Raw genomic sequence first — 26,770 nt, forward strand, 5'->3', positions numbered from 1 at the left:
CTAATTTAATGAGAGTCGACTTTTAGAATGTACGGGTGTTTTACTAATATTGCAATCCGTTTTGGGGAATCGAGGTGTAGCGCAGCCCGGTTAGCGCATCCCGACGAGTCGGGAGGGTCTGGCAATTGCCTCCAAAAAAAAAATTGATGTGTATAGTGTCTACATCATTGAATCGAAAAGTGGTCGTTGGTATTACGGCTCCTCTGATGATGTAGTACAACGACTGAAAGATCATAACAGTAATCGGTCACTCTACACTCGCTTCAAAGGCCCCTGGGAGCTCATATTCCAAAGGGATTTTGAAACGAAGGCAGAAGGTCTTAGGTTTGAAAAGTTGTTGAAAAAAACTCGGAACAAAGAGTTTATCCAAAGAGAGTATAAAGAGTTCTTTCTTCGATAGTGATTTTCGAGGTGTAGCGCAGCCCGGTTAGCGCACCACGTTAGGGACGTGGGGGTCGGAAGTTCGAATCTTCTCACCTCGACAAAAGGCCAGCAGAATTGCTGGCTTTTTTTATTCGATTGTAGCCACACACTTTAGCTCAATGGCAATGGGTGTGGGCAAGGCAGTTACTTCCACCGTCGTTCGGCAGGGCTGATTGTCTTTGAAATACTCTGCATAAAGACGGTTATAGGCAGCAAAGTCGTCTTTCATGTTGGTGAGAAACACGGTCACATCCACCAGGTTTTCCCACTTGCTACCCGATGCCTCAAGAATCAGTTTGACATTGTTAAAAACGGAACGGCACTGCGCTTCCATGTCGTAGGAGACTATATGTCCGGCCTCGTCCAATTCGACGCCCGGGATTTCCTTCGTTCCCTTTTTCCTGGGCCCCACACCAGAGAGAAAAAGTAAGTTTCCTACCTTGCGGGCATGCGGATAAAGCCCTACCGGCTCGGGAGCTCCTTCTGCGTTGAAAGCATTTTTCACGACCTGTTCATCAAATCCTCGATTTCCTCAGCATGGCATGGCGCACCCGCCAGCAGGTTGATATGGCCTTCTTTGGTGATCACAATATTGTCTTCAATTCTGATTCCAAGCCCTTCCTCACGGATATAAATCCCAGGCTCAACCGTGAAAACCATTCCCGGCTCAAATACCTTGTAAATACTGGCCACGTCGTGTACATCAATACCCAGGTGGTGGCTTGTTCCATGCATAAAGTATTTCTTATAGGCAGGCCACGCAGGGTTCTGCTTCTTAATATCTGTCTTGTCGAGCAAACCAAGCCCCAGAAGTTCGCTTTCCATGATTTTCCCAACCTCCTTATGGTACTCAGGTATCACACCACCGGGCGTCAGCATGTCAATGGCATCGTTCTTGACACGCAGCACCGCATCATACACCGCCCTTTGTCGTTTAGTAAACTTACCATTTACAGGCACAGTGCGGGTAAGATCGGCGTTGTAGTTGCCGTACTCAGCGCCAACGTCCATTAGCAGCACATCACCGGATTTAAGTTGCTGGTTGTTCTCGATGTAGTGCAGCACACATGAATTGGCGCCCCCACCTATAATAGGTGTATAGGCAAAGCCTCTGGAGCGATGCAGAATAAACTCATATATATATTCCGCCTCCACTTCGTACTCCCACACACCAGGCTTGATCAGTCCCAGCATCTTTCGAAAAGTGTTGGCCGTAATGTCACAGGCATGCTTGATGATTTCAATCTCTTTCTCTGATTTTATGCACCGCAGGTCATACAGTATCGGAGCAAGCCGTTCGTAGTTGTACAAGGGATAATGCTCCATGCACCATTTTACAAAGCGCTGATTGCTGGTGGTCACTTCTGAAGCTGCCCTTATATGCTCATTCGATTCCAGGTAGATGTTGGTGCTCTCCGCCAGAATGGTGTACAACACTTTATGAAATTCATGCGACCATTTCACCGTTGTGATACCGCTAATCTCACGGCCTTCCTCTTTTGTAAACTTGTGCCCTTCCCAAATGGCTATCTCTTCACTAGTTTCTCGTAGAAAAAGAACTTCTCGCAGACTTTCATCAGGGAAATCAGGTGCCAGCAGCACGATGGTGTCCTCCTGATCGATTCCGGTAAGATAGAAGAGATCAGCATTTTGTCTGAAGCCCATGGTACCATCAGCATTGGTTGGCATAATATCGTTGGCTCTTACAATGGCCACACTATTGGGCTTCAATCTTTTCTGCAGCTTTTCTCTGTTATAAGTAAAAAGCTCCTTTCCTGCCGGGCGATATCTCATTCTATTAGTTAGATTTAATTCATAATTGGACAATGTCTGACTCAAAGATAGCACATCGGAAACATTTCAGAAGTAGGTACGGTCTGTTAAAAGTCTCGTTTATCTGCCTTTTGTCGCTCCAATTCCTGTCTGCTCGTGCACAGGACAAGTATTGGTATTTCATTAGCGAAGGTATTTCTAAAACAGAAAGCCAAAAAATACTTGAGAGCCTACAACTGGAACCCGTGACCTGGAGCAAATGGTTTCATGCATGGTCGGCCCACGGAAGCCTTGACAACGAGATCGATGGCGTAGACAGCTGCAGGAAGGTGACTCCGCTGAAACTTCAGCGCACCTTATTTGAAGAGCCCACATTGGGCTTTGCCCTGGAGCAGATGGATGCCAAAATCCTTACTAATGAGGGGCTTACCGGGAAAGGAGTGAAAATAGGCATAATAGACGGTGGTTTTTTGGGTGCCGAACAGACAGCGTCGCTGGCACCGATTATTGCAGACGGTCGGCTCGTAGCATTTCGCAACTTTCTACAGCCATCAGACACTGATCCGTTCGGTGGCTTCCGAAGTTTGGATGATCAGCATGGCACTGAAGTGTGGGAGCTGACGGGCGGATACAATGCTCAAAAACGAATTCAATTTGGCTTGGCCACCGGTGCCGACTACTACCTGGCCCGAACAGACCACGGAGCCCGGGAGCAGCGGCAGGAAGAAGATTTTCTCATCGCAGCCCTGGAATGGATGGACAGCCTGGAAGTAAAGCTGGTTAATATTTCGCTGGGCTATAACACCGACTACGACAACCCGGCAGAAAACTACACTCCTGCAATGATGGACGGAAAAACCGCATTGGCTAGCCTTGCCTGCCAAAGGGCCACCGAAGAAAAAGGGATGCTCATTGTAGTGGCAGCGGGCAACGACGGTGACAACAGCTGGAAGGTGATTGACGTTCCGGCAGACGCCCCCGGCGTGCTGACCGTGGGCTCAACTGATTTAAAGTTTTGGAGAAAAATGCCCTTCAGCTCAACGGGTACCGACTTTACCCCGTTTTTAAAGCCCGAGATTAGCTGCTTTGCCTCATCTGGCACTTCTTTTTCTGCTCCGGTAATAACCGGACTTGCTGCCTGCCTTTGGGAAAAATCTCCGGCACTCTCAAACACCGACCTGAAAGCACTCATCTTGCAGTCTGGCCACCTGGCCGGGGCACCAAACAATTATATGGGCCACGGTGTGCCAAGCGCAAAATGGCTGCTCTTCAGAATCACGCAAGACCTGGTGGAGATTCCTGAACCGGCGGCCATAGCTCCGCAATCAGCCAATAAGAAGAAGTCTATCACTCTTGAGGGTGAGGGCAAAAAGAACGTCGTCCTTTTTCATAAAAAAGATAGGTTCAGTGTGATAAAACAGGAGTTTTTCAGCACCGAGACAAACAGCCTGCAGGTGAAGCAGCTTGAAAACGCAAAGTTCACCACGGTAATAGTTGATCACGAGCTAGTGATGGAGGTGGAGTGGGAGTAATTCATTCTCAAGCAGCCTTCTTTCTAAAATAAAACACTGCTTGATCACCTTTCCCTTCTTCATTCAATTTCTTCGCCAATTTCATCCAATAAAGCTTTTTTCTCTTGTATCTCATATACCCAAAAAGAGATCTCTTCTCTTCGGTTCGCAGTGGGATTCCCCTCAAATACTTCTCACTACCAGCAAACTGGAAATGAGTCGAATCAAAAACTGTGTTAAACAGCTGCAAGCCAATGCTGGCGGCCAGTTGAGCAATAGATTGTGTCGAGTGAATAAAAATGTGCCTAGGAGCATCTAGTTGCACCCAGTTAGTGTTGTATTTTTCCCAAGCATAGCTAGAAACTGTCGGAACTCTGATAATGCAGATACCATTCGGTGAGAGGAGTTCCCTTACTTTTTCAAGAGTCTCCTTTGGGTTGGTAACATGTTCAAAAGAGTGATGAAAAGTGATAATATCCCATTTTCCAACGACACTAAATATATCATTTTTTAGAATGTTCAACCCATTTTCATAGGCTATCGGTTCGTTCAGAAAGGGATCACAGCCAAGTAGGTTTTTAAAGCCTATCTCAGCCAATGGATATAGAAATTTCCTCCCATTTCCACAGCCCACATCAAGAATATTACTTTCTCTATTAACTCCTAATCTGTCAAAAATTCTATACTTTCCTTGAGGAGATAAAAAAGAAATCAAGCGGTTAACCAAGTTATCTTTAAATATCGAATGCAAAACCGCCCTCTTATTTACCCAACCCTTTGCCCCTTTATGTTGACCTTTTGTGTGCTGCGAAAAACTGTAATAACCTTCCTGATAGTATTTGTGTAAATTAGCTGGGATAGTTTCGATCTGAAGGCAATGACATGACTTACATTGAAAGTAGGTAAACTCTTCCATGAGCCCGTGCATCATTTCCTTCGGGAAATATGTGTCATGATTATCCCTAGCATTACATATCCGACAACTTCGTAGTAACATAAATCTAAAGTTAGAATCTATACAAAAGTGAGCCTTCATTCTGCTAACAGTCCTTCGCCAGTTCTGTAGCTATTCCATCTTTTCAAGCCCATTTCGACAAACAAACTGCTTTTGCTGTTGCTTTATTTTCATCAGTCCTTCATTTTCCGACTGATCCGTCCAATTCTCCTTGTGATACAAATGATACTGCACGGCCAGGTTTCGCAACGAATACAATTTGAACCCAATTCCCAAAAACCGCCATGTCAAATCAATATCCTCACCAATGGCAGGCAAAATATAGTCTTCGTCAAAACCGTTGATTCTCTCTATCGCTTCTTTAAAAAAAGACATGTTGCACCCCTTAAGTTGGTGCATCTTTCGAATTTTCGGCACGAAACCCAACAGGCCATCCGGGTTGATATAATAAGCCTCCTCGGTAAACTTTGCTCCATCCTTTTTCGCCTTCGAAAGTTCGCCCTGCACTTGCTTTTCGAAGCCAGGCAGATGAGCGGTGTTCTGACGCAGAATAGCAGAATACCCGGGCCCCAACTTCACCCGTTTACCGGCAAGGATCCTTTCTTTCGATGCATACCTGTGGTGATTCTCAATAAACTTATGGTGGAGCACACAGTCGCCGTCAATAAATATCAAGTAGTCAGATTTGGCCTTCCTAACTGCATTATTCAACGCTTGGTTTTTTCTCCATCCAACATCTGGCTGCGTCAAATGCTGATAGTCATTTTTGAAAGGATAGCTGGCGACAAATTCACTCATCTCCGGGCTCTCTCCATCCTCAGAAACAATTATTTCAAAACCCTGATCAGTTTGAAAAGAAAGACCATCGAGCACCACTTTTAGGTCCGCAGTATTTTTATATACCGAAATAATCAAGGACGATTTCATGTCAACTGGTCGTTTTTTTCTATTTCAAACTCAGCCCACCTCTTGCCAAAGTCTCTGGTATTCTTTCGTATGGCTATGTTTTTCAACACCGACTCCTGGGTTCTGTAGCCTCTTTTATGATCGAGGTGGACAACAATCGCACGGAACCTTGTCTGAATGCCACTTATCCCCATGTTCACAAGGCTTCCTCCAAGTTCCGGGCCCTGACCACCGTACTGCGTCCTTTTGTCAAATCCATCGGCTTCCAAATTATTATTCTTCCAGCCCGACGAATTATAACCATTCCACATAGATTTAGTCATTGTTAGCCCGTTTAGCTGGTATCGAAAAACTCCCTTTGCCGATAGCTTCAGCGTTTTGATGCTTCCCTTCAGGCCATGCACCTTATGCCAATATCCTTTGAAACATTTCTGAATCAAAATAGCCTTGTTGAGGATTCTTGACTTCTGAAAGCCATCGCCTGCAATGACTATTTCGAAGTCTTTCGTCGTTTGCACCCTAAAACCCAATGGTACTTTTTTTAAGCCAGGAAGTTGAGTAGTATGTGCTGAAGATGACTGAGGCCTTCATGCTTTCCCTTTTGTTAGCAAAATGTAACAAAGGCCTCAAATTTACCAACCTCGCACTACTAACTCCTTACATTACCCGGACTTTCCCCAAAATATTTCCTGAAGGCGGTAGAAAAAGAGTAGACGTAAACTTAATTGGATTTTCCTGCCACAGTCTGCAGGAGATGAAAAAGCTTATCAGCCTGAGTATGAATATTGTACTCCCGTTCTATCCGCAGACGGGCTTTTCTCCCCATCTCAACTGCCAGCCCTGAGTCTTGTGCGAGCCGCAACATTTGTCTGGCCATTCCCTCAATATCGTGCTCTGCCACCAGATAGCCTGTCTCCCCTTCAATCACTGCGTCCTTAATCCCCCCATGCAAAGTGCTAACCACCGGTAGTCCACACGCTCCGGCTTCAAGAATACTGTTTGGTGTACCTTCCATGTCTCCATCTCGGGATCGGACGGAATGTTGGACAAATACTGTTGCTCTGTTCATGAAATCGATGATTTCGGCGTGAGGCAAGGCACCGGCAAATTCTACTGATTGCTGAATGCCGAGCTCATTAACCAGCTGAACGCATTGGTCAAATTCTCCCGATTTGTCCCCCACCATTATCAATCGACACGCTGGCACTGACCTAAGTACGATGGCAAAGGCTTTGATAGTGGACTGGGGGGATTTTTTTTCAACAAACCTCCCAACAGTTAAGAATATCGGCTGATCAGTTTTGGGCTTGTCCGATGGTCGGAAAATGGACAAATCAACGCCATAGGGTATGATGTGAATTTTATCAGCACTGGCCCCCACCTGTATCAACTTGTTCTTCATCTCGCTGGAGACAGCGACAATAGCGGCGGCATATTTGAATAGCTCCTGATATCCATGGATATAGCGCTTGAATACATTGCTTTTTGAAGCATCTCTCCCGTGAAAGTGGGCGACCAAAGGAACGTTTGCCTGATTGCAAATTGGAACAAAGTATGAAGCCGTTGTTCCAAAATTGACCAGCAGCACTTCAACTTTATTATTTTTGAGAAATCTCAAAATACCGTAGTTCCCAAAGTAATTGTTTTGACGCCCCGTTATCCATTTGTAGATCTGATGAATGAGCCAAACTGGATACGGAGACAGCAGCTTTCCGTCGTCGGAACGCTGCGGAAGTCTGCCCGAATAAATAGGAAATACTTCAGCTCGCTCTGACAGTCCCTTGATCTGATTTCTAATGAATGTCTGGGTTAAGACATCCTTATGAGAGCGAGCGATACAAATTCTCATTTTCTATATTGAAGTGGAGGGTTTCGGTTTACTAGCTATCAATTTAACAGGTTTTGTCAAACATTTTCTCTGACAATCCCAAACTCAGTCCTCTTCTTACCAGAGTCCCTGGTATTCTTTCGTATGGCTCTGTTCTTCAACACCGACTCCTGGGTTCTATAGCCTCTTTTATGATCGAGGTGGACAACAATCGCACTGTACCTTATCTGAACACCATTTATCCCCATGTTTACAAGCCTTTCTCCAAGCTCCCGATCCTGGCCGCCATACTGCATCCTTTCGTCAAATCCATTGGCTTCCAGAATGTCATTCTTCCAGCCAGACGAATTATGACCATTCCAGGTAGGTTTGGTTCTTGTCAACCCGTTTAGCAGGTATCGAAAAACTCCCTTTGCCGATAGCTTCAGCGTTTTGATGCTTCCCTTCAGGCCATGCGCCTTAAGCCAACGTACTTTAAAGCACCTTTGAGTCAAAATATCTTCCTTCGCAATCGTTATGCTCGTTTGCATAGGAAGCAAAAAATAACCCCCACTCAAAAAATGACCTTGCTTTCTGCTTTTTAAATGGATCTCAACAAAATCTTTTCTGGGAATGCAATCACCATCGGTGAAAATCAGATAGTCGGCTTCGGAGGCCACAATGGCCTTGTTGAGAATCCGTGACTTCTGAAAGCCATCGTCCGCCTGCCATATATGTTTGACGGGCACTCCCATTTCCGGGCGAAGCCTTTCAATCAACTCTTTGGTTTCCTGCCCCGAACCATCGTCGGCAATCACTATTTCGAAGTCTTTCGTCGTTTGTACGCTAAACCCCCATAGCACTTTTTCAAGCCAGGCGGGTGAGTTGTATGTACTGAAGATGACAGAAGCCTTCATGCTTTCACTTTTGATGACAAAATGTAACAAAGGCCTCAAATTTACCAACCTCCCACTACTAACTCCTCAATTTACCCGGACTTTCGCCAAAATATTTCTTGAAGGCAGTGGAGAAGTGGTTGGCATTCCGGTAACCGAGTTTATCAGCCACAAGACTTACTGTGAAACTTTTTTGTGAAAGCAATTGCCTGGCAAACTCCATGCGAAGCTCCTGGATATAGCCAAAAACAGTTCTCCCGAAGTGAGCCTTGAACCCACTTTTTAGTTTACATTCATTAATCCCAAACTCCTTACCAATGGCTTTCAAGCTTAAATCGTCCTGGAAGTGCACTTGAAGATACTCTTGTATAGCATGCATCAATTCAACATCTTTGACCAAAGGCTGTTGAAAGCCAGATGTTTCGTACTCTCTTTGCCAAACCTCAATTTGCAAAGCCAGCAACTCATAGACCTTCGACTCAATAAACAAGCGCCTTGCCGCTCCCTTTAGCGGGCAAAATTTGATCGACTCAATAATTGATTTTACTTGTACGGTAAGAGGCAGGTTTGTTCTAAAACCAGGAATCCCATTTTCCTTCAAAATACATTCAGCAAAACGATCGTAAAGCGGATCATCCTGCCCGATCAGAGAAAGCAACTTTTCCGCCTCAATGGTCATATGAAAAATGTTATATGAGCTCCCACTGTTAAAATAATGCGCCTTTGCTGGATCCGGATCGAAAAAGAAGTTATAGTACCCTTTCCCCAGGTCATAGCGTTGTCCGCAGTGCCTGGAGGCTACATTTCCTTCAAAATTAAAGCAAAAGCTAAAGCTGCGCCGGGGCTCTTCGTAAGAGATTTCCAGTGCACTGGAAAATTCAGCCAACAAAAACGAAGTTTGGATTCCGTCGAAAAAATGGTTGGTGCAGATGTGGCTGCCAAAATCTGCCTGGAGGTTAAACTCGATGTCAAGGGCAGGTTGATTCGACAACAAACCGGTGGCTGGAAACACGTCAGAATAATCGAGCCTTAAAAAGTTATTGGATGACATAAAAAATTACTTTCTGCGTAGGAAACCCTCCGTTTTACGTAGCACCATGCCAAAGGTTTGCCCGTTAACCGCCTAGTCACAACAAATTTTTTATGCTAAAGAAAACATTCAAATGGGTCGGCATTGTTCTGGCCTGCATTTTTTCGCTGTTGATTGTCGCTTACGCTTATATCTATCTGAGCACTGAGGCGAGGTTCAATAAAAAGTATTCGTTCCGGGAAGATCCTGTAACATTGTCTACAGACACCGCTGTACTTACCAGAGGAGCCCACCTGGTGGCGATCAAAGCATGCGACGATTGCCATGGGCCCGATTTGGCTGGCAAGGTGTTCATTGATGATCCATTACTTGGGAGAATCGTTTCCTCGAACCTCACATCCGGTAAAGGCGGTCGCCCGTCGGACTACGGCGTAGTTGATTGGCTCAAAGCGCTTAGGCACGCAGTAAACAAGGAGGGCAAACCTTTATTGTTTATGCCATCGCACGAAATTGTTCAGCTTAGCAAAGCGGACATAGTCGCTATTTTGTCATACCTCCAGACAATTCCACCTGTAGATAGCGACCTGCCGACACACGACATCCGCTTTCTTGGAAGAATACTCACCCATTTTGATAAGGTCCCGTTGCTGCCCGTCGACATGATCGATCATAACATGGGCTGGCCTAAAGAGGTAGAAGAAAATGTATCAGCTGCTTTTGGTAAGTATCTGGTAGCTGTATGCACCGGATGCCACAGAGAGAACCTCAAGGGCGGAGGACCGATCGCTCCCGGATTGCCCCCGGTTGCTGATATCACTGCCACAGGTAGGGTTGGTCAAATGACAGAGGAGCAGTTCATGAATACTTTGAGAACCGGAGTTACGCCGGAAGGAAGAAGCCTGAATCCAAAAGAAATGCCCTGGCCCACTACCTCAAAGTATACCGATACTGAACTCAAGGCCATTTATGCTTATCTAAAATCAATATAGGAGAACGTTATTTTTTTGTCTGTCTGTCGGAAATCAATGAGCATCGATGCGTAGTGTGAACCGACCATTTTTTTGGCCAGGAAACTTCCTGGCCATTTTTTTGAACTTTCTTTCATAAAATGCATTATAACACCGTCGGCATTCCTGAAGTCATTAACCTTCATAAAGAGAAAAGCATTAGTTTTGCAGGCTGACAAATGTAAATGGCTGAATTCGACCTTATTACTTTACCTAACGGTATTAGATTAATCCACAAGCAGGTAGCTTCCACAAAAATAGCTCACGTTGGCATCATGCTGGACGTTGGGAGCAGAGATGAGTCGCCCGACCAGCTCGGGATCGCTCACTTCTGGGAGCACATGGCTTTTAAGGGCACTAAAAAAAGGAAGTCGTTCCACATCCTTAACAGGCTGGACTCGCTTGGAGGAGAGCTCAATGCCTACACCACCAAAGAAAAAATTTGCTTTTATGCCAGTGTCCTCGATCTCCATCTGGAAAAGGCACTGGAGCTCCTTACAGATATCACTTTCAACTCCACCTTTCCGGAAAAACAGATCGAAAAAGAACGAAATGTGATCCTGGAGGAAATGTCGATGTATAAGGACAACCCGGAAGACGCCATCATGGACGATTTTGATGAGGTCGTTTTTGCAAAACATCCACTGGGGCATAATATATTGGGCACGCAAGAAACTGTTGGGGGTTTCAGCCAAAGTGATTTCAAAAGGTTTCTAGAGGAAAACCTCGATTCTGAAAGAATGGTGGTTTCCACGGTAGGCAACTTTTCGTTAAAAAAAATAGAACGGCTGGTGCGAAAACACCTCAACGATTCACCAACCTTCAGCTCTTCTAAGCAGCGAAAGTTGTTTGGCCCCTATCGCCCATCATCTCTATCAGAAGTGAAGCCCATCACCCAGGCTCAATGTGCCATAGGCCGGCCTGCCTATAAGATAGCGGATGAACGGAGGATTCCCTTTTTTATGCTGGCCAATATTCTGGGAGGACCCGGGATGAACTCCCGACTGAATATGTCTCTCCGGGAAAAGTATGGTTATGTGTATTCAATTGACGCCAACTATAACCCTTATGTTGACACCGGGTTGTTCTCAGTATTCTTTGGCACTGACCCAAGGCATATTTCCAGAAGCTTCCAGCTAATCAAGAAAGAATTTGCCATGCTGAGAGAACGAAAGCTTGGAGAGGTGCAGTTTCACAAAGCCAGGGAGCAGCTCATGGGTCAGCTGGCCATGAGCGAAGAGAACAATGGCAGCATGATGCTGATGATGGCCAAAAGCCTGCTGGATATGGGCTCTGTTCCCAGTCTGGAAAATGTGTTTCAGGACATTCGAAAGATCACCAGGGAGCATATTATAGAACTTGCTAATGAAATGCTGGTCGACGATGACATGAGCACACTGGTGTTTGTGCCAGAAAATGGTAAAGTCAACCATTAGCAACAACTATCCTACTCTTTGAGAAATTGATACCTCATGCCCCAGCTCACCGCCGGTATCACATAATACCACTCTCCATCAGGTACAATTTTTGGCGAAAATTCCCCGAGCAGGTAAAAATTAGGTGCATTCTTAAATGGAGCTGTCCTTATGCCTAAAGGAACAGTAACGAATCCAAGCCCGCCTTCGCCGCCTTCCCAGGGGCTGTAGCCTAGCCCGACCCCCAACGACATGGCAACCTGGTCGTTGTGCATGATGTTAGCATTTCCTATCAGCTGTGGTATTCCCTTATACTCGGCCACCCGTGCATCCTCAAAAAGTGTGTAGTAGGGCTTGGTGCTTAACCGAAACTCGCCCCAAACCTTCCTCTCGAAATTGGTGCTTACGGCTATCTCTCTCCCGCTGGAAAAAAAGGCTAGTCCGCCCTGAGCGAAAGCTGAAATAGCATATGAAACAAGGAACAATGTAGCTAGTATAGTTTTCATAATAATTGCATTGAATTAGATCGTCAATTCAATGCAATTATTGTGCCCATTGGGCGGTATTTATTGATTAGATGATGAAATAACCCTGGAATCCCCGCTGAAATCAAATATTTCAACTTGCGTTACCCCTTCAGGTATTCTGATAGTTCGTGAAGATTGCGACAGAAACCCTGACCCATAAGTCAATTCAACCCTCTCAGTTTGTCCACCGCTATGCTTCAGCAAAGCATAAAAGTCAGTTGGCTCCGTTTTTACAACTGTACCTTTGAATGCGTCATTCGGCAGGCCAAATACCTTCAGGTCGCCCCGGTTTTGACTGGCAACAAAAATATCGTTGCCTGCAACAGAGCTCAGTCGCACCAGTGATTTAGCATCGCCCTCTACTAAGAAGCCGCTCTTAGCTGAAAGTACTGGCGAGAAATTGCCCTTACCGTCTCCAAATAGCAGCAGCCCAGTTAGTGCGTCGTATCGACCAGGAAATACCTCGTTGCCATAGTCATTGCCAACCATCAGCACATCCAGATGACCGTCGCTATTGACATCGGTTGCTACCATGCCATTGATAGGGGCTATCTGCGCCCGGATAGGTAGCGCCGTCATTTTGAAAGTGCCATTGCCCAGGTTTTCAATATAGCTTGATTTCATGTAGTTCGCCTCCAATATCAGGGCTCCTTCCAACTGCTGTTTCGTAAACAGCTCAGCCATGGTGATTTTACCAAATTGCTTGTACCTGGAGAACATTTTGCGGAACATGGGGCTCTGCGAGTTCATCTCATCCCAGAAATGGAGAGGAAACTCTTTCATCTCCCCATTGTCAGTTTTAAAGTAGCAGCTCATGATCAAGTCAACACTGGCATTGCCATCAAAATCTTTGGCATAAGCCCTCAATGGCTGCTCCATAGTTGCCCGGTAGTAGTTGTTCTCCCCAAGGTTACCCGCCACATAGTCGGTATCACCGTCTTTGTCAAAGTCGCCGGACACAATACTGTTCCACCAACCCTTTTTCTCAAGAAGCCCTGTGCTCAGATCAACTTTGTAGGCACCATCCTCGTTTTTTACAAACGTTATCGGCATAAACTCGCCTACCAACACCATATCCACCAGGCCGTCCGCATTGTAGTCGGTCCAGAGCATGTCTGTTATCATACCTGCGTCAGCAAGAAAAGGCGCCTTCGATGCCGTAATATCAACAAGCCGCCCGCCCTGATTCTCCAAAAGCACGCTTTGAGAAGGATAAGGATACGATGCCGGCACTACCCGGCCACCAACAAAAACATCCAGATCACCGTCTTTGTCAAAATCGGCTGCCCGGGCAATCGACCCACTGAACTGAAGCTTCGAAGAAACTCCGTCTACTTGCAGCTTGAAATTGCCTCTTCCGTCGTTCAGGTAGACGTGATCGGCATACTTGTCAGACGGGAATACGTACTCACCCCCACCTGAAACAGCATACAAATCGAGGTCGCCATCAATATCGATGTCGAATAGCAGAAGACCCATGTACTCGTTTTGCTCCACCCCTTTCTTTTCGACGCCAATCTTCTCCTGAAACGTACCGTCTGGCTTTTGAAGAAAAAACTGAATGCCCTGATTCGCTGTGCCACCTGTAATAAAGTCTTCAAGCCCATCCCCGTTAATGTCGCCTACAGCTATCGCTGGCCCGTATTGAGTAAACTTGTGAGGCAGGGTTCTTTGAAGGTTAAAATCTATTTTATCTTCTTCTTTATGGGTAAAAGCCACCTGTAGCGATTTTGTCACGTCGGCAAGTACCGTTGGTTTACCGCCTAAGGCCGGCATCTCCCTGGCAAGATTGTCTCCTGAAGAAGCTGATGAGTAATCTATCGTCAGCACCTGATCAACCGCCACGTTAGTGAGGACGCTGGACTTACCATCATACCAATCGACGACAACCGAGTCGATCGACGTCGTCCTCCCCATCCCAAAATGAGCAATATCTTCTACAGAAGACAGAAAGCCTCTATAGACTGAATGGTCATGGTATTGCATTTGTCCATTGCCATACTTTAAAGTAATCTTCGTGCCAAGTCCTGCTTGATTCTCTTTATTGCCCTTAAGTTTGACTCGCAGAAAGTGAATCGAATCCTGCTTGCTATTGGCTTTGCTGTTCAGTGTATTTTCGTACACCAGGGCCACATCATCAATGGTGTTTACAACGTAATCAAGGTCTCCGTCATTGTCGAGATCAGTAAAAGCCGCACCATTGGAGAAAGAGGGTTTATAAAGGCCCCATTTTCTTGTTGCATCGAAGAAGGTCAGGTCCCCATTGTTCTCAAAAGCAAAGTTTGAAATTTTTACAACCGGGATGGAATCGACCAACATATCTGGCCCGGCTATATTGCCCACATCGGCCCGGTAGCTGGCAAAATCCTTGTCAGTAATGTCTTTGGGAAAGCCGTTGGTAATCAAGAGGTCTCTGTCGCCATCGTTGTCCACATCAGCCAGCAGCGGCGACCAGCTCCAGTCAGTTTCAAATATCTCTGACATGAATCCAATCTCGCTGAAAGGGATACCAGCGCCGTTATTGAGTTGGAGCATGTTGCGCACATGCTGGAATTCATAGTCAAACTTTTCGTTATTAATGTAAACCTGATAGACGTTCTTTCCAATAGTCGTCTTCTTTCTAAAGTTTGTTTCCGGCAGCATGTCGAGCGTCACTATGTCAACCCAACCATCGTTGTTGATATCGGCGATATCATTGCCCATGGAAAACTGGCTTGAGTGCCTGACATATTCGCCCAGCTTATTGGTAAACGTGCCGTCACCATTGTTAATGTAGAGCAAGTCATTGCTCAAAAAGTCGTTCGACACATAAATGTCGGGCCATGAGTCATTGTTTACATCAGCAATAGCAATGCCGAGGCCAAATCCCTCGTAAAGTATGCCCGCTTCCCTGTTGGCTATAGAAAAGGTGCCATCACCGTTGTTTTTGTAGAATCTGTCAGTGTTGGGCGCTGTTCCGTCTACTATTTTGGGCCTGTAGTTGGTTGGAATCCGCCCGCTTTGCACATTGGTAAGCACGTATAAGTCAAGGTCTCCGTCTTTGTCATAGTCCAAAAAAGCAGCGTTTGTGCTCCAGCCATTGTCGTTAACACCATATTGTCGGGCCATTTCTTTAAACGTAGGAACACCTCCGGGTGAGCCACCCTGGTTCACGAACAGCATATTCTCCCGCTTCAAAGAATCGCTATACATGGTGGCGCAGACATAGATATCCAGCCAGCCATCGCCATTTATATCCACTAATGCGATTCCCTGACTCCATTTGTCAGGTGCTTCAATTCCGGCTTCGGCAGAAACATCATTGAACTCGAGCCCGCCCTTGTTAATAAACAGCTTGTTGCTGGTCTGGTTACCCGTAAAGAAAAGGTCTGTCAGGCCGTCGTTATTAAAATCGCCAGCCCCCACTCCACCTCCGTTGTAGATGTACTCATTGGTGAGGATATTGAAGGTGTCCGATTCAATGATTGTATTTGAAAAGTCGATACCAGTATCGGATGCTGGCAGCTCTCTAAAGAGTGTGCTTTGCCTGTCTCCACACGAGGCCAAAAAAATGGCTATCAGGCCTGCCACTACTAATGCTCTAAACATATCAGTTCACTTTTTGCTTGACCACAAATTTACGGCTAAATGTCATTTTGAGTAATTTTTCCAAGGTTACTTAGGTGTGAGACGAGCACAAAAAATACCCTGAAAAATTTAGAAATGCCACATAAAAAAAGAGGTGACGATAATCGCCACCTCTTTTCATCTATTCAAATTATTTAATGCGATTTAATATCCAGTATTCTGCACAAGCACACCATTCATCAGGTCAATTTGACCCTGAGGAAGAGGGAGCAGAACGTCTTTAGGGTCAAACGAAGCTCCACCCATGGCGTTGATAAGGATTTTGCTTTCGTAGGCGAGGTATGCGTTTAGGTCTTGAGCCGCAATTCCCCAACGAACCAAGTCATAGAACCTTTGTCCTTCGCCGGCAAGCTCCAGCTTACGCTCCATTCTCACGGCCTTCTCTGCAGCAGTCTTATCTGTCCATGGAGTATCGTAAGTGCCTATCACGTAGTTAGCGGCAGGGCCTGAGCCATCATACTCCTGAACAAACGCAGCGTCATTAGCAGCTCTTTCTCTTACCATGTTCACATACTCACGTGCTTTTTCAAGGCTACCTACCTCAATTTCGCACTCGGCAGCCATCAGCAATACATCAGCGAAACGAATGATATTGATGTTCATTGCAGCGTACCCAGGTGTCCATGAGCTGTTGTCCTGGTATGTTCCTACGTCTGTCTTGTAGTATACATACTTCTTAGGAGAGTAAGGGCCAGCGTTGGCCTGGTTACGAATCCAGTCAAAACCTGGGTGCTCCTGCCAGTCAAGGTAAGGAATACCACGGCGACCAATGGTGAAGTCAATTCTAGGATCAAGGTTACCTGCGTCTTCAGTAAATGCTTCATCAGACTGTAGGCCCTGATCTGTTTTCACCTCATTGGCAGGGCTATTAAATGCTCTGTCGAACAAGGGAAGACCGCTTGCGTCAGTTCTGTAGTGGTTAGCCAGCTCAAACGTTGGCGCAAAGAACCCACAACAGTTACCAGGCCCATTAGCACCTGTGTTGTAAGGCCAGTTAAGGTCAAACTCAGGGTTGGCATTGTTTACACTACCTGTGTTGGCAGCTGACTGATACGCCCAGATAGACTCTTCGTGGTTGTCATTTTCAGCCTTGAAGATGTCGGGGAAGGCAGCCACCAAACCAACAGTTTTACCATTGCTGGTCTTGCCACTTGTTATTACCTCATTGAACAAAGTCAATGCAGCAGCGTGCTTATTCTGGTACAAGTTGATCTTACCCAGGTAAGCAGCAGCAGCAGTTTTGTTTACACGACCAGCCTGATCCTGAGTTTCAGGGAGGTTATCGTAAGCAAATTGCATGTCTGCCATGATTTTTGGCCACAGATCCTGATCATTACCCACTTCGTCAATACCAGTACCATAATCGATTGTTTCATCGATATAAGGAGTATCATCAAAGTTGATTTTTAACTGAAAATAGAAGTGCGCTCTCAAAAACCTGGCCTGTGCCTCTACTCCAGTTTTGAAGTCGTCAGACACACCTTCATCAGCATCCTGAAGAAGGGCCATGACATTGTTACATCTGGCCACACCTTCATACCATGACGTGTAAGCCTCATTGATTACCCCTTGAGTTGGAAGGTACTCATACCGCTGAATTGGGTTGATATCAGAGAAGTCTCCGGGGTCAGTGCCCTTATTGTGCTCTCCGCCACGGATACTGCCCCAAACCCAATTAGAAGCAGATCCCATCCTACGGTTTCTTCCGTTCACCTGTGAATAGGCGGCAATCAAAGATCCATCTATTCCCTTCGCGGAGGTAAGTTGAGCTCTGGAAAGTGTTCCTGTAGGAGCAATTTCAAGAAACTCATCCTTACAACCGATCACCAGAACCGTTAAGGCAACAAACAGGCCTGCGGCTCCTTTTATTATATTTTTTTTCATGGTCATCATTCTTTTATATTTTTCAAAAACATCAATTATTGAATTGATCGTTTAATCAAATTGTTTTTAGAAGCCGAGCTGAATACCACCCGTGAATCCCTTTGTGATAGGGTAGTTTCCAACATCAACACCAAAGTTGATGTCAGCGTTACCACCTACTGATGGGTCAAGTCCCTCATAACCAGTGATAGTCATCAGGTTGTTTGCAGAAACGAAAACTCTCAACTGAGTCATTTTCAATCTGGAAAGCAAATCGGCCGGCATTTTATAACCAAGGGTCACGTTCTGCAATCTCAGGTAAGATCCATTCTCTACATAGTAAGAGTTGGCCTGTGTGTTGGTGCTAAAGTTAGAAGACTTATCAAACACTGGTTGATTGCTACCAGTATTGGTAGGGGTCCAGCTATCCTTTACACGCTCAGCAATGGCTGCACCTGCAAATGAAGGATAGAAGTCAGTGAACCAACGTGACTGGTTCCAAATCTCGTTACCTATAGAAGTGTAGAAATAGGCAGCAAGGTCAAAGTTTTTGTATCCAAGAGAGAAAGTAAGACCTCCTGTGAACGGAGCAACAGGGCTTCCCAGGAATTTTCTATCATCCTCCGTGATTTCACCGTCATCGTCAATATCTCTGTAACGGAAGTGGCCAGGAGCTGCACCCGCCTGAGTAGCAGCAGAAGCAACTTCTGCATCGTTCTGGAACAACCCTTGAACTTCATATCCCCAGAAGCTTGACAAGGTGTAACCAACTGGGTTACGGATAGGAGCAATTCCTCTGTAGGTAGATGTACCATCAGTAAAGAACTGTAAATCCCCATCCAGTTTTACAATCTCGTTCTTAAGAAGAGAGCCTGTTACGTTTACTTCATAAGTGAGGTCAGAAGTAAGGTTACCTCTGTTGATCAACTGTAAGTCGATACCCTGGTTCCTCATTTCACCAATATTCACTGAAGGGGCGGCTGCGTAAACGCCCAGAGGAAGTGGCACTGGTAGATTGAATAATAAATCCTTGGTGTCTTTTCTCCAGAAATCAACAATTACATCCAACTTGCCATCGAACAAAGTACCATCGATACCAATGTTTTGCGTAACGGAAGTTTCCCACTTCGCAGCAGGGTTACCTATTCTACTTCTGTAGAATCCAGCTTGGTTACCGTTAGATCCTGCGATATCGTAAGAAGAGTTGGCAATAGTAGTTGCATACAAGCTGTACTGGTTGTTAGGGTTCACATTGTTTGAGTTACCCATAGTACCGTAGCCACCTCTGATTTTCAGGTCATCAATAAAGGTAAGTGATGACATGAAGCTTTCAGAGGAAAGTCTCCAGGCAGCAGAGAAGGCAGGGAACACACCATACCTGTTTTCAGCACCAAAGCGAGAAGAACCATCACGGCGAATCACCGCACTAAGAATATACTTGTCATTCAGGATATAGTTGGCTCTACCAAAATAAGAAGAGAAGTTAACCCCCTTGTCATAGAAACTATTGGGTGGGTTCCTTGATCCAAGTGTGGAAATCGTCACGAAATCTGGATCCTGAGAAAATGGATTCAAACCGTCAGCGCTCATGCCACGAGATCTGCCAGTGTTCAATGCTTCCTGACCTACCAAGAGGTCTATATTGTGCACACCGAATGTCTTCTTATAGTTTGCCGTGTTGGTAAAGTTCCACTGAAAACCCCAGTTAGCACTTTCATTGTAGCTAAATGCAGAGTTGTTCTCAGAGTTTTCGTACTGACGACGGCCGTAGCCCCAGCTATAACCAGCACCATACTGACCACCAACATTGGTTCTCAGTGTCAAGCCTGGGATTGGATCATACTCAAGATAGACGTTACCAAAGCCGCTTCCATTGAAGCCTCTGTTGTCTTTCTGACCATCTCTGGTGGCCACCGGGTTACGTGGGTTGTTGAATCCTTTCGATGCAGTTCCAGCATAACCACCAAACTCATCATACACAGGGATGATTGTTGGCATACGGAAGGCTGAAAGAATGTCGTTTTCATCATCCGCTACACCCTGACCACCTTCATTTCCTTGTTGAGCAAGAATTGAACGGTAAGTGAACTGCATGTTTTCTCCAAAACGAAGATTAGGAAGCAGATCAAACTCTGAGTTAGCTCTGAAGGAATATCTCTTGAATTGGTTGTACGTTACGATACCGGCCTGATCCTGTGCACTCAAAGAGAAGTAGAAACGGCTTCTGTCAGTTCCGCCATGAAGTCCAAGAGTTTGTCTCTGAAGAGGTGCTACTCTTGTGATGGCATCATACCAGTCAGTTCCTGCGCCAGTAGCCGCTCTTGTGATCTGATAAACAGAACCCGCAGCGGGATCCACATTGTACATTGCAGCTTCTGCGGCGGTATAGGTGCCTATACGGCCAGACTCACCACCAACGCTCAGGAAGTCAGGCAATACTGGAGTAGAGCCGGTACCAAACTGAGGGTGGCTGAAAACAGGCTCACGATTTTCGATACGTGCCTGGTTGCGCTCAGCATTCCATGTCCACTCAGCAAAGTCAGCAGGGTTCATCATTTCAATGCCCTTTCCAGGAAATGTCATACCAAACATGCTGTTGTAATCAATACTGATCTTCTTAGCTGTCTTAGAGCCTTTCTTGGTAGTGTATACAATTACACCATTAGCCGCTCTTGCACCATAGATAGAGGCAGCAGCCGCATCTTTCAAAACCGTAGTTGACTCGATGTCATCAGGGCTAAGGAAGTTGGTGTCTCCTACAGGAACACCGTCTACTACGTAAAGAGGAGCGTTACCACCAAAGGCACCAAAACCCCTTACCCTGATCTGGCTGGTAGAACCAGGCTGACCGTTGGTAATTACGTTTACACCGGCAATACGACCGGCAAGAGACTGCTCTACGTTACCTGTAGGGATAACAGCGATGTCTTTTGGCTTCACTGTTGAGATAGAGCCGGAAGTTTCACGGCGGTTGTCAACTGTGTAACCAGTGATGACCAATTCCTGAAGCTGCTTTACGTCAAGCGACAAAGGAACATCAATCACACTTCTTGACCCTACTTCCACTTCCTGGGTTACGTACCCAATGAAGGAAAAAGAAAGTCTAGCACCAGAGCCAACCGAAAGGGAGTAATTTCCATTAAGGTCAGTCACTGTACCATTGGAAGTTCCTACTTCCAATACACTCACACCGGGAAAACCTTCCCCGGTTTCGGAATCTGTTATCTTTCCTGACACTTGTCTGTTCTGTGCAGCGGCATCGGTAGCCACTGCTAGCAGCGCCAGGCAGATCAAAGGAAAAATGTACTTCAGTAATCCTTTTTTCATAAAAATGTAGTTTAAGTGAAGTTGTATATAATTGTTTGAAAAAGGCTTCATTGAATTCAGGCAAACCATTTCGATCCAGACACACATGCGGTGTTTGACACAGGATAATATTCAGTTACGAATAAAGAGGAACTGAAAATGAAATGGAAAAGCTTGATGCTGGAACTGTAGCAGGAGGTGCACTCGGAAATAGCGCACAGCGTTTGGGGCACTTGTAACTAAGAACCATAAAACAAATAATTTAAGTAGGTATTGTTCTGAGCAATTGTCGAATTTAAAGAAATTATTTGTTAACGTGTCAAGTTTTCCCAAGAAAATTTGATTGCAATCGATTGCGGAAAATCTGTTTAAATCGTTTGCGTAACCGTTTTCTAGTAATTATTCTTCAAATCCACTCCCAGATTTATTTCGGGGATCAATATAAAACAGATTTTATACTTTTCCGATATTCCCAAAAAAATCTCACATAACTACTTGGTAACCAAAATATGAATAATTCAAGGCTTTAGTTTCATTGTTAAAAAGAACAACCAACTCCTTCGTTATTATTGAAAAAATCATGTAAAACGATCTCTAAAGCCTATTTTTGAATTTCTTATCATACGAGTAAATATTTTACAGCCTTATCATGGATTTCATAGATGCTGACCTCTTCCGCTATATTGAAGGGCACACTGAACACGAGCCAGAGCTGCTCGGCAGACTGAACAGGCATACACACCTTAATGTGCTCAGGCCAAGAATGCTCTCGGGGCACTTTCAGGGGCGGGTGCTGTCAATGTTCTCGCATATGATCAAGCCAACGTCAATTCTTGAGATTGGTACCTACACCGGCTATTCAGCCATTTGCCTTGCCGAGGGGCTACAGCAAAATGGAAAGTTGACCACCATAGATATTAATGGAGAGCTTGAAAGTATCGTAAGGAGGTTCATTGGCGATTCGCCTTACGGAGAGCAAATCGAGTATATCATCGGTGATGCCATGGTAGAGGTTCCAAAACTGGATGCGACTTTTGACCTCGTATTCATTGATGCTGACAAAGCAAACTATACTAACTACTTTGACCTGGTGATTGACAAAGTGAAGCCAGGTGGATATATAATGGCCGACAACGTGCTCTGGAGCGGCAAAGTACTGGAGAAGAACAGAAAAAAGGATGACCCCGATACGCTCACTATTCTGGCATTTAACAAAAAAGTGGCTGACGATCCCCGGGTGCAAAATGTATTGCTTCCAATCAGAGATGGCCTTATGATGCTCAGGAAGAAATAAACGCTTTAACTATTACTTCGCTGTGGCAATGTAATAAGTTGGAGTCCAGCAAGATATACTTCGTTACTTGCTGATAACTACCTGAATACTAGTAGCTTACTTTGGAATTGGCTATTCATTTGTAACTTTGTTTCGAATATTTCCCAACTGGTGTATGCTGGCAAAGTGCCATTTTCGATTCCTTCTCCTAATTATTATCTTCTTCCCGGCGATTGATGGGCTGGCCGATACCGCCGCACCAAGGGTTCCATCTCAAATGGACTTTGCTGGCATGAAGCTCAAAATTACCGATGCAGCACGGTCTGATATCCAGCAGCAAGTAGACGCCCTGAGGGCCTCCGATAGGTATTTCCGCTTAAGGCTTGATTTGGTGTTGCTGTACTTCCCCATTATCGAAAGAGTAATGAAGGAAGAGAACCTGCCCGACGACATTAAATACCTGGTGATACAGGAGAGCGGCCTGGTTTCTGATGCGGTTTCTTCTTCCAATGCGGTTGGCTTCTGGATGTTCAAAGAGCCAGCAGGCCGGGAAGTGGGCCTCCGCATCGATAAATATGTGGACGAACGGCTCAATATAGTTTCCTCTACCAAAGGAGCCTGTAAGTACATCAAGCGGCATAACTTCTTTTTTAATAACTGGGTTTACTCCGTGATAGCACACAATACAGGGAAGACCGGCGCTGAAAAGCATGTAGATAAATCTAACTTCGGTGCGAGTAAAATGACCATTGACAAGGACACGCACTGGTACTTCAAGACTTTTCTGGCGCATATGATCGCCTTTCAGGATGAGTTGGGCGGGCGCCCCTCGTCAGGCCTGGAGCTGAGAGAGTATACAAAGGGGGCCGACAAACCTCTGGACAAAATATCGAAGGAGTTGAAAGTCGACGAGGCACTCGTGTTTCAGTACAACAAGTGGCTAAAGAGAGGTCCCGTACCAAGTGAGAAGGAATACTCTGTGATTATCCCAGTACAGAAAGGCGATAAAGTGGACCTTATTGCCAAAAATGAGCAAAAGCATACACAGGCGTCCTCACCTTCTGTCGATAGTGAGGAAATAGCGGTCCGGGACGAAAATGCCGCCTTGGTTCAGGAAAAGTACCCAGATCTGAAAAAAACCATCGACAGCCGTATTGCTTCATTCATAGTGGAAATAAATGGGATTCCGGCTATTATCGCCACAAAATCCGATGACCTGAAGACGCTGGCGGCCAAGTCAGGAGTGGAAGTGGAAAGGCTTGAGAAATACAATGACTTGCGGCCAAACCAGGCCCTTGAAGAGGGACAGGTCTACTACCTGAAAAACAAACATTGGAGGTCGAACATTTATTATCATACCGTTAAGCAAGGAGAAACGCTCTGGGACGTAGCGCAGGAGTACGGCATTAAGCTCAATCAACTGGCAAGGAAAAACAGAATGTTCACCATCGATAAACCTGAGGTGGGCCGGGTGCTTTGGCTCAGGCAAAGACGTCCCTCGTCGGTCGATATAGAAATAAAAGATAACAGCGAGAACTACTTGCCGGTAATTGTTAAAAGTGAACCAGCACCGCCGTCATCCAGGGAGCCAGCGATAGTGGTGCGGGAGGAAGAAATACAAGTTGCTGAGGCAGTAAAACCTTTCGATGAGGAGCCAGCTTTGACAACCAAAGAGCTCATTTTCGAAGAGCAAGAAGATCCTGAACCTATCGTCAAGACTTCAAATGCTGAGCAAACAAAGCAAGAGAGGCAAGCTTTCACGCCGCACAGCGAGGCCGCCCGGGATATCCATGTTGTCAACAAGGGAGAAACCATATACGGCATTGCACGCCGCTATGGCGTTACCAAAGCTGAACTGCAGCAATGGAATGACCTTTCCGACAACAGCATACTTTCGATCGGGCAAGAGCTACTGCTGATCAAGCGAGACACCAGTGATGTGAAGGAGGTTTTAAATCCGTCGGTGCTGCCAGCCAACAGGGTGACGGTGCATGTGGTGCAACCCGGCGAGACGATGTATTCGATTGCCAGAAAATACGATATCGCTATAGAAAAACTGATGAAAATGAACGATAAATCAAATTTTGTCCTTTCGATTGGCGAAAACCTAAAAGTTACTGATTGATTTTTTTTCTCCCCTTAACAGCGTAAATTTAAGGTTAAAATCTCAGTCAGTCAGCTTTTTCATTTTGTTACCCGTTTCTTTTTATCACTCAACCTGACAGTTTAGCCTAGAGCTTTTATTACGTGGAAGAACTTGAACTAAATAATACCCCGAAAGTGAGCCTTGTCATGCTTGTAGATGACAACGACACCGACAATTTTCTCAGTAAGAAGATAATGGAGCATGTGAATTTTTCCGAAAACATACTGATAAAAAATACGGGAAAAAGTGCGCTTGAATACCTGCATCAAAACCAAAACGACCTCGATAAGATCCCCGACATCATTTTCCTTGATATCAACATGCCTATTGTGGATGGCTTCGTGTTCCTTTATGAGTATGAAAACTTTCCTCCTCAGCTACACGAAAAAGTTAAAGTGGTTGTATTGTCAAGCTCCAACAACAAGCGGGACATTAACCAGTTTTTGAACAACAGGTTTGTTCACCAGTTTATTTCCAAGCCCTTGAGCGAAAAAGCCCTGATGGAGCTGGCCGCCACAGAGGCTTAAAAATCTGTGTCTAAATAAAGCTTTTCTTTCAGTTTAAGCAGCAAGGGCTGCTTCTCGGCCAGGTAGTTGAACTTCTCCTTGTCGGTATAGAGTCTCTGCTTCAATTCTGCCTCTTTGATAGATATCCGCAATGTGACGGTTGGGTTAGAAAGCTCCCTTCTCAAAAATTGAACCAGCTCAGTTTCCTCTACTTTCAAAAATTTACGTTCAATGTCTGTAGACAGCTCTATCTCAACCACCGACTCCTCTCTCTTCAGCAATGGCTTCTTGAAAATCATCTTCAGCGAGTCGGAAATTTTGCCCGCTGATTTCTGCTCCGCAAATTTCTGCCAGGCTTCGGCGAGTTGGTTTTGCGTGTAATCCGACGAAGGAAGCTGACTAACGGCCTCAGTCTCCTGGGCGTCATCGAGCTTCGCTTCCTGCACTACTTCCTTCTTTTCCGCCTTGACGGGAAAAATACTCGGCGTTTCTTTTTTCTCCGAGCCGCTCCTGTAGGTGGTTACAACCGGACGAGGTGCAGCTGTTCCTATTACACCATTGGTTTCGATGGGCTTTTCAGCTGTTAGCTCACTTTTTTTTTGCCCCGTTTTCAGGGGCGGGCAAGCTGGCGAGAGAAAAAGCTGCATTCAAATGAGCGAGCTTCATAAGCGCCAACTCCACGTGAAGGCGTTGGTTTTTGCTGGCCTTATATTGTATGTCGCACTGGCTCAAAATGTTCAGCCCTGAGAGAAGGAAAGAAAGAGAGGTTTTCGAAGATTGGTCGCTATATTTTGTTTTGATGCTTTGGGCCACCTGCAAGAGAGAAATCGTTTCCTTGTCTTTGCAAACCATCAAATTGCGAAGGTGCTCGCTGAGCCCATTGATAAAGTTGTGCCCATCGAAGCCACTTCTGATGATTTCATCAAAAATGAGCAGCACGCCCGACAGGTTTTCTTCCAAAAAGAAATCTACCACTTTAAAATAGTAGTCGTAGTCAAGAATATGGAGGTTCTTGATGGTGTCCTGGTAAGTGATCTTGTTGCCCGACGAAAAGGTAACAATCAGGTCGAAAATAGAAAGCGCATCTCTCAGCGCCCCGTCGGCCTTTTGTGAGATCAGGTGCAGGGCCTCCTCTTCAGCTTCAATGCCTTCATTCGTCGCAATTTTCTGCAGCTGAGTGGTGATGTCCGAAATCTCGATCCTGTTGAAATCGTAAATCTGACAACGGGAAAGGATGGTGGGGATCACTTTGTGCTTTTCCGTTGTCGCCAAAATGAAAATGGCATAGGACGGCGGCTCCTCCAGGGTCTTCAAAAAAGCATTGAAAGCCTGGGTAGAAAGCATGTGTACCTCATCAATGATATATACCTTATAGTTGCCCTGCTGGGGTGGATACCGTACCTGATCGATCAGGTTCCTGATGTCGTCCACCGAGTTGTTGGAAGCGGCATCGAGCTCGTAGATGTTGAGGTTATTGCCAGTAGCCAGTGGATTGGTATTATCGAACCCGTTGATCATCCGGGCGACAATACGAGCGCAGGTAGTCTTGCCCACTCCTCTGGGGCCGCAAAACAGCAAAGCCTGGGCCAGGTGGTTCTGGTCAATGGCATTTTTGAGGGTGGTGGTGATGTGCTCCTGACCTACAACCTCATCAAAACCAAGGGGACGATATTTTCTTGCTGATACTACAAAGCTTTCCATCGGGGGCTCCTTATCGAGCAGCAATTTATCCTGAATCGGAAATTAAATGAAATGAAAGGGGAGTTAATATGAGGGAGGAGGAGAAAAGTTATCCACAT

The 26,770-nt window shown here is 45.6% G+C and carries 21 protein-coding genes and 1 tRNA gene; 8 read left to right on the forward strand and 14 right to left on the reverse strand.

Features of this window, described 5'->3' with window-relative positions:
* The first annotated feature begins 148 nt into the window (after window positions 1–148).
* Together RT717_RS28560 and RT717_RS21265 are read left to right on the forward strand one after the other, a co-directional pair.
* Entirely contained in the window at window positions 149–400 is a 252-nt protein-coding gene (locus RT717_RS28560; protein WP_394854103.1) for a GIY-YIG nuclease family protein, read from the forward strand.
* A gap of 7 nt (window positions 401–407) precedes the next feature.
* A tRNA-Pro gene (locus tag RT717_RS21265) sits at window positions 408–482 on the forward strand.
* 29 nt (window positions 483–511) lie between these two features.
* Here the strand turns inward: RT717_RS21265 and RT717_RS21270 are convergent.
* Both RT717_RS21270 and RT717_RS21275 read right to left on the reverse strand, forming a co-directional pair.
* Window positions 512–928, reverse strand: coding sequence for a RidA family protein (locus RT717_RS21270; RefSeq protein WP_317488368.1), 417 nt, complete (start codon window positions 926–928; stop codon window positions 512–514).
* On the reverse strand, window positions 925–2,217 hold the full coding sequence (locus RT717_RS21275) for an aminopeptidase P family protein (RefSeq protein ID WP_317488369.1): 1,293 nt from the start codon (window positions 2,215–2,217) through the stop codon (window positions 925–927). The genes RT717_RS21270 and RT717_RS21275 overlap by 4 nt, the downstream gene beginning before the upstream one ends.
* A gap of 32 nt (window positions 2,218–2,249) precedes the next feature.
* Between RT717_RS21275 and RT717_RS21280 the strand changes: the two genes are divergently transcribed.
* Window positions 2,250–3,728: a S8 family serine peptidase gene (locus RT717_RS21280; protein ID WP_317488370.1), complete on the forward strand. Its 1,479-nt coding sequence runs from the start codon at window positions 2,250–2,252 to the stop codon at window positions 3,726–3,728.
* A gap of 7 nt (window positions 3,729–3,735) precedes the next feature.
* Here RT717_RS21280 and RT717_RS21285 read toward each other — a convergent pair whose 3' ends face one another.
* From RT717_RS21285 to RT717_RS21310, 6 genes are all read right to left on the reverse strand, one after another.
* Window positions 3,736–4,623 carry a class I SAM-dependent methyltransferase gene (locus RT717_RS21285; protein WP_317488371.1) on the reverse strand — a complete coding sequence of 296 codons (888 nt, stop codon included), beginning with the start codon at window positions 4,621–4,623 and terminating at the stop codon, window positions 3,736–3,738.
* Between the two features lie 150 nt (window positions 4,624–4,773).
* Window positions 4,774–5,589 carry a glycosyltransferase gene (locus RT717_RS21290; protein ID WP_317488372.1) on the reverse strand — a complete coding sequence of 272 codons (816 nt, stop codon included), beginning with the start codon at window positions 5,587–5,589 and terminating at the stop codon, window positions 4,774–4,776.
* Window positions 5,586–6,098, reverse strand: a complete 513-nt coding sequence (locus RT717_RS21295; protein WP_317488373.1) for a glycosyltransferase family protein — start codon at window positions 6,096–6,098, stop codon at window positions 5,586–5,588. Before RT717_RS21295 ends, RT717_RS21290 begins: the two co-directional genes overlap by 4 nt.
* Window positions 6,099–6,289: 191 nt before the next feature.
* The gene (locus RT717_RS21300) at window positions 6,290–7,417 is read right to left on the reverse strand and encodes a glycosyltransferase (protein ID WP_317488374.1); all 1,128 of its coding nucleotides are present in this window, start codon (window positions 7,415–7,417) and stop codon (window positions 6,290–6,292) included.
* A 56-nt stretch (window positions 7,418–7,473) separates the two neighbouring features.
* Entirely contained in the window at window positions 7,474–8,292 is an 819-nt protein-coding gene (locus RT717_RS21305) for a glycosyltransferase family 2 protein (protein WP_317488375.1), read from the reverse strand.
* A gap of 58 nt (window positions 8,293–8,350) precedes the next feature.
* Window positions 8,351–9,322 (reverse strand): helix-turn-helix transcriptional regulator, encoded by a 972-nt coding sequence (locus RT717_RS21310; RefSeq protein WP_317488376.1) that lies wholly within the window; start codon window positions 9,320–9,322, stop codon window positions 8,351–8,353.
* A gap of 92 nt (window positions 9,323–9,414) precedes the next feature.
* Here RT717_RS21310 and RT717_RS21315 point away from each other — a divergent pair, with 92 nt between their 5' ends.
* Both RT717_RS21315 and RT717_RS21320 read left to right on the forward strand, forming a co-directional pair.
* Window positions 9,415–10,290: a cytochrome c gene (locus RT717_RS21315; protein ID WP_317488377.1), complete on the forward strand. Its 876-nt coding sequence runs from the start codon at window positions 9,415–9,417 to the stop codon at window positions 10,288–10,290.
* 203 nt (window positions 10,291–10,493) lie between these two features.
* Window positions 10,494–11,744, forward strand: a complete 1,251-nt coding sequence (locus RT717_RS21320) for a M16 family metallopeptidase (protein WP_317488378.1) — start codon at window positions 10,494–10,496, stop codon at window positions 11,742–11,744.
* Window positions 11,745–11,755: 11 nt separating this feature from the next.
* Here the strand turns inward: RT717_RS21320 and RT717_RS21325 are convergent, their stop codons facing one another.
* The 4 genes from RT717_RS21325 to RT717_RS21340 all read right to left on the reverse strand — a co-directional run bounded on the left by RT717_RS21325 (window position 11,756) and on the right by RT717_RS21340 (window position 21,067).
* Window positions 11,756–12,229 carry a hypothetical protein gene (locus RT717_RS21325; protein WP_317488379.1) on the reverse strand — a complete coding sequence of 158 codons (474 nt, stop codon included), beginning with the start codon at window positions 12,227–12,229 and terminating at the stop codon, window positions 11,756–11,758.
* Window positions 12,230–12,289: 60 nt separating this feature from the next.
* Window positions 12,290–15,838, reverse strand: a complete 3,549-nt coding sequence (locus RT717_RS21330; protein WP_317488380.1) for a VCBS repeat-containing protein — start codon at window positions 15,836–15,838, stop codon at window positions 12,290–12,292.
* Window positions 15,839–16,021: 183 nt separating this feature from the next.
* On the reverse strand, window positions 16,022–17,761 hold the full coding sequence (locus RT717_RS21335) for a RagB/SusD family nutrient uptake outer membrane protein (RefSeq protein WP_317488381.1): 1,740 nt from the start codon (window positions 17,759–17,761) through the stop codon (window positions 16,022–16,024).
* Window positions 17,762–17,827: 66 nt separating this feature from the next.
* Complete coding sequence (locus RT717_RS21340) at window positions 17,828–21,067, reverse strand: SusC/RagA family TonB-linked outer membrane protein (RefSeq protein WP_317488382.1); 3,240 nt, start codon at window positions 21,065–21,067, stop codon at window positions 17,828–17,830.
* A 628-nt stretch (window positions 21,068–21,695) separates the two neighbouring features.
* On the opposite strand from RT717_RS21340, the gene RT717_RS21345 reads away from it, so the two are divergent.
* The 3 genes from RT717_RS21345 to RT717_RS21355 all read left to right on the forward strand — a co-directional run bounded on the left by RT717_RS21345 (window position 21,696) and on the right by RT717_RS21355 (window position 24,992).
* Window positions 21,696–22,340, forward strand: coding sequence for an O-methyltransferase (locus tag RT717_RS21345; protein ID WP_317488383.1), 645 nt, complete (start codon window positions 21,696–21,698; stop codon window positions 22,338–22,340).
* A gap of 127 nt (window positions 22,341–22,467) precedes the next feature.
* Window positions 22,468–24,444, forward strand: a complete 1,977-nt coding sequence (locus RT717_RS21350) for a LysM peptidoglycan-binding domain-containing protein (protein WP_317488384.1) — start codon at window positions 22,468–22,470, stop codon at window positions 24,442–24,444.
* 122 nt (window positions 24,445–24,566) lie between these two features.
* Window positions 24,567–24,992 carry a response regulator gene (locus tag RT717_RS21355; protein WP_317488385.1) on the forward strand — a complete coding sequence of 142 codons (426 nt, stop codon included), beginning with the start codon at window positions 24,567–24,569 and terminating at the stop codon, window positions 24,990–24,992.
* Here RT717_RS21355 and RT717_RS21360 read toward each other — a convergent pair.
* The gene (locus tag RT717_RS21360; RefSeq protein WP_317488386.1) at window positions 24,989–25,618 is read right to left on the reverse strand and encodes a hypothetical protein; all 630 of its coding nucleotides are present in this window, start codon (window positions 25,616–25,618) and stop codon (window positions 24,989–24,991) included. The two genes, RT717_RS21355 and RT717_RS21360, sit on opposite strands and share 4 nt — an antisense overlap.
* The gene (gene dnaX, locus RT717_RS21365) at window positions 25,560–26,672 is read right to left on the reverse strand and encodes a DNA polymerase III subunit gamma/tau (protein WP_317488387.1); all 1,113 of its coding nucleotides are present in this window, start codon (window positions 26,670–26,672) and stop codon (window positions 25,560–25,562) included. Before dnaX ends, RT717_RS21360 begins: the two co-directional genes overlap by 59 nt.
* Between the last annotated feature and the right edge of the window lie 98 nt (window positions 26,673–26,770).

Origin of the sequence: Imperialibacter roseus (assembly GCF_032999765.1) — a bacterium.
GTDB classification, from domain to species: Bacteria; Bacteroidota; Bacteroidia; order Cytophagales; family Cyclobacteriaceae; genus Imperialibacter; species Imperialibacter roseus.

Excerpts from the sequence above, each read along its gene's own strand:
- RT717_RS21275 (WP_317488369.1), bottom strand. The coding sequence starts at position 2,217 with ATGAGATATCGCCCGGCAGGAAAGGAGCTTTTTACTTATAACAGAGAA.
- RT717_RS21280 (WP_317488370.1), top strand. The coding sequence starts at position 2,250 with ATGTCTGACTCAAAGATAGCACATCGGAAACATTTCAGAAGTAGGTAC.
- RT717_RS21285 (WP_317488371.1), bottom strand. The coding sequence starts at position 4,623 with ATGGAAGAGTTTACCTACTTTCAATGTAAGTCATGTCATTGCCTTCAG.
- RT717_RS21290 (WP_317488372.1), bottom strand. The coding sequence starts at position 5,589 with ATGAAATCGTCCTTGATTATTTCGGTATATAAAAATACTGCGGACCTA.
- RT717_RS21300 (WP_317488374.1), bottom strand. The coding sequence starts at position 7,417 with ATGAGAATTTGTATCGCTCGCTCTCATAAGGATGTCTTAACCCAGACA.
- RT717_RS21305 (WP_317488375.1), bottom strand. The coding sequence starts at position 8,292 with ATGAAGGCTTCTGTCATCTTCAGTACATACAACTCACCCGCCTGGCTT.
- RT717_RS21310 (WP_317488376.1), bottom strand. The coding sequence starts at position 9,322 with ATGTCATCCAATAACTTTTTAAGGCTCGATTATTCTGACGTGTTTCCA.
- RT717_RS21315 (WP_317488377.1), top strand. The coding sequence starts at position 9,415 with ATGCTAAAGAAAACATTCAAATGGGTCGGCATTGTTCTGGCCTGCATT.
- RT717_RS21320 (WP_317488378.1), top strand. The coding sequence starts at position 10,494 with ATGGCTGAATTCGACCTTATTACTTTACCTAACGGTATTAGATTAATC.
- RT717_RS21325 (WP_317488379.1), bottom strand. The coding sequence starts at position 12,229 with ATGAAAACTATACTAGCTACATTGTTCCTTGTTTCATATGCTATTTCA.
- RT717_RS21330 (WP_317488380.1), bottom strand. The coding sequence starts at position 15,838 with ATGTTTAGAGCATTAGTAGTGGCAGGCCTGATAGCCATTTTTTTGGCC.
- RT717_RS21335 (WP_317488381.1), bottom strand. The coding sequence starts at position 17,761 with ATGAAAAAAAATATAATAAAAGGAGCCGCAGGCCTGTTTGTTGCCTTA.
- RT717_RS21340 (WP_317488382.1), bottom strand. The coding sequence starts at position 21,067 with ATGAAAAAAGGATTACTGAAGTACATTTTTCCTTTGATCTGCCTGGCG.
- RT717_RS21345 (WP_317488383.1), top strand. The coding sequence starts at position 21,696 with ATGGATTTCATAGATGCTGACCTCTTCCGCTATATTGAAGGGCACACT.
- RT717_RS21360 (WP_317488386.1), bottom strand. The coding sequence starts at position 25,618 with ATGCAGCTTTTTCTCTCGCCAGCTTGCCCGCCCCTGAAAACGGGGCAA.
- dnaX (WP_317488387.1), bottom strand. The coding sequence starts at position 26,672 with ATGGAAAGCTTTGTAGTATCAGCAAGAAAATATCGTCCCCTTGGTTTT.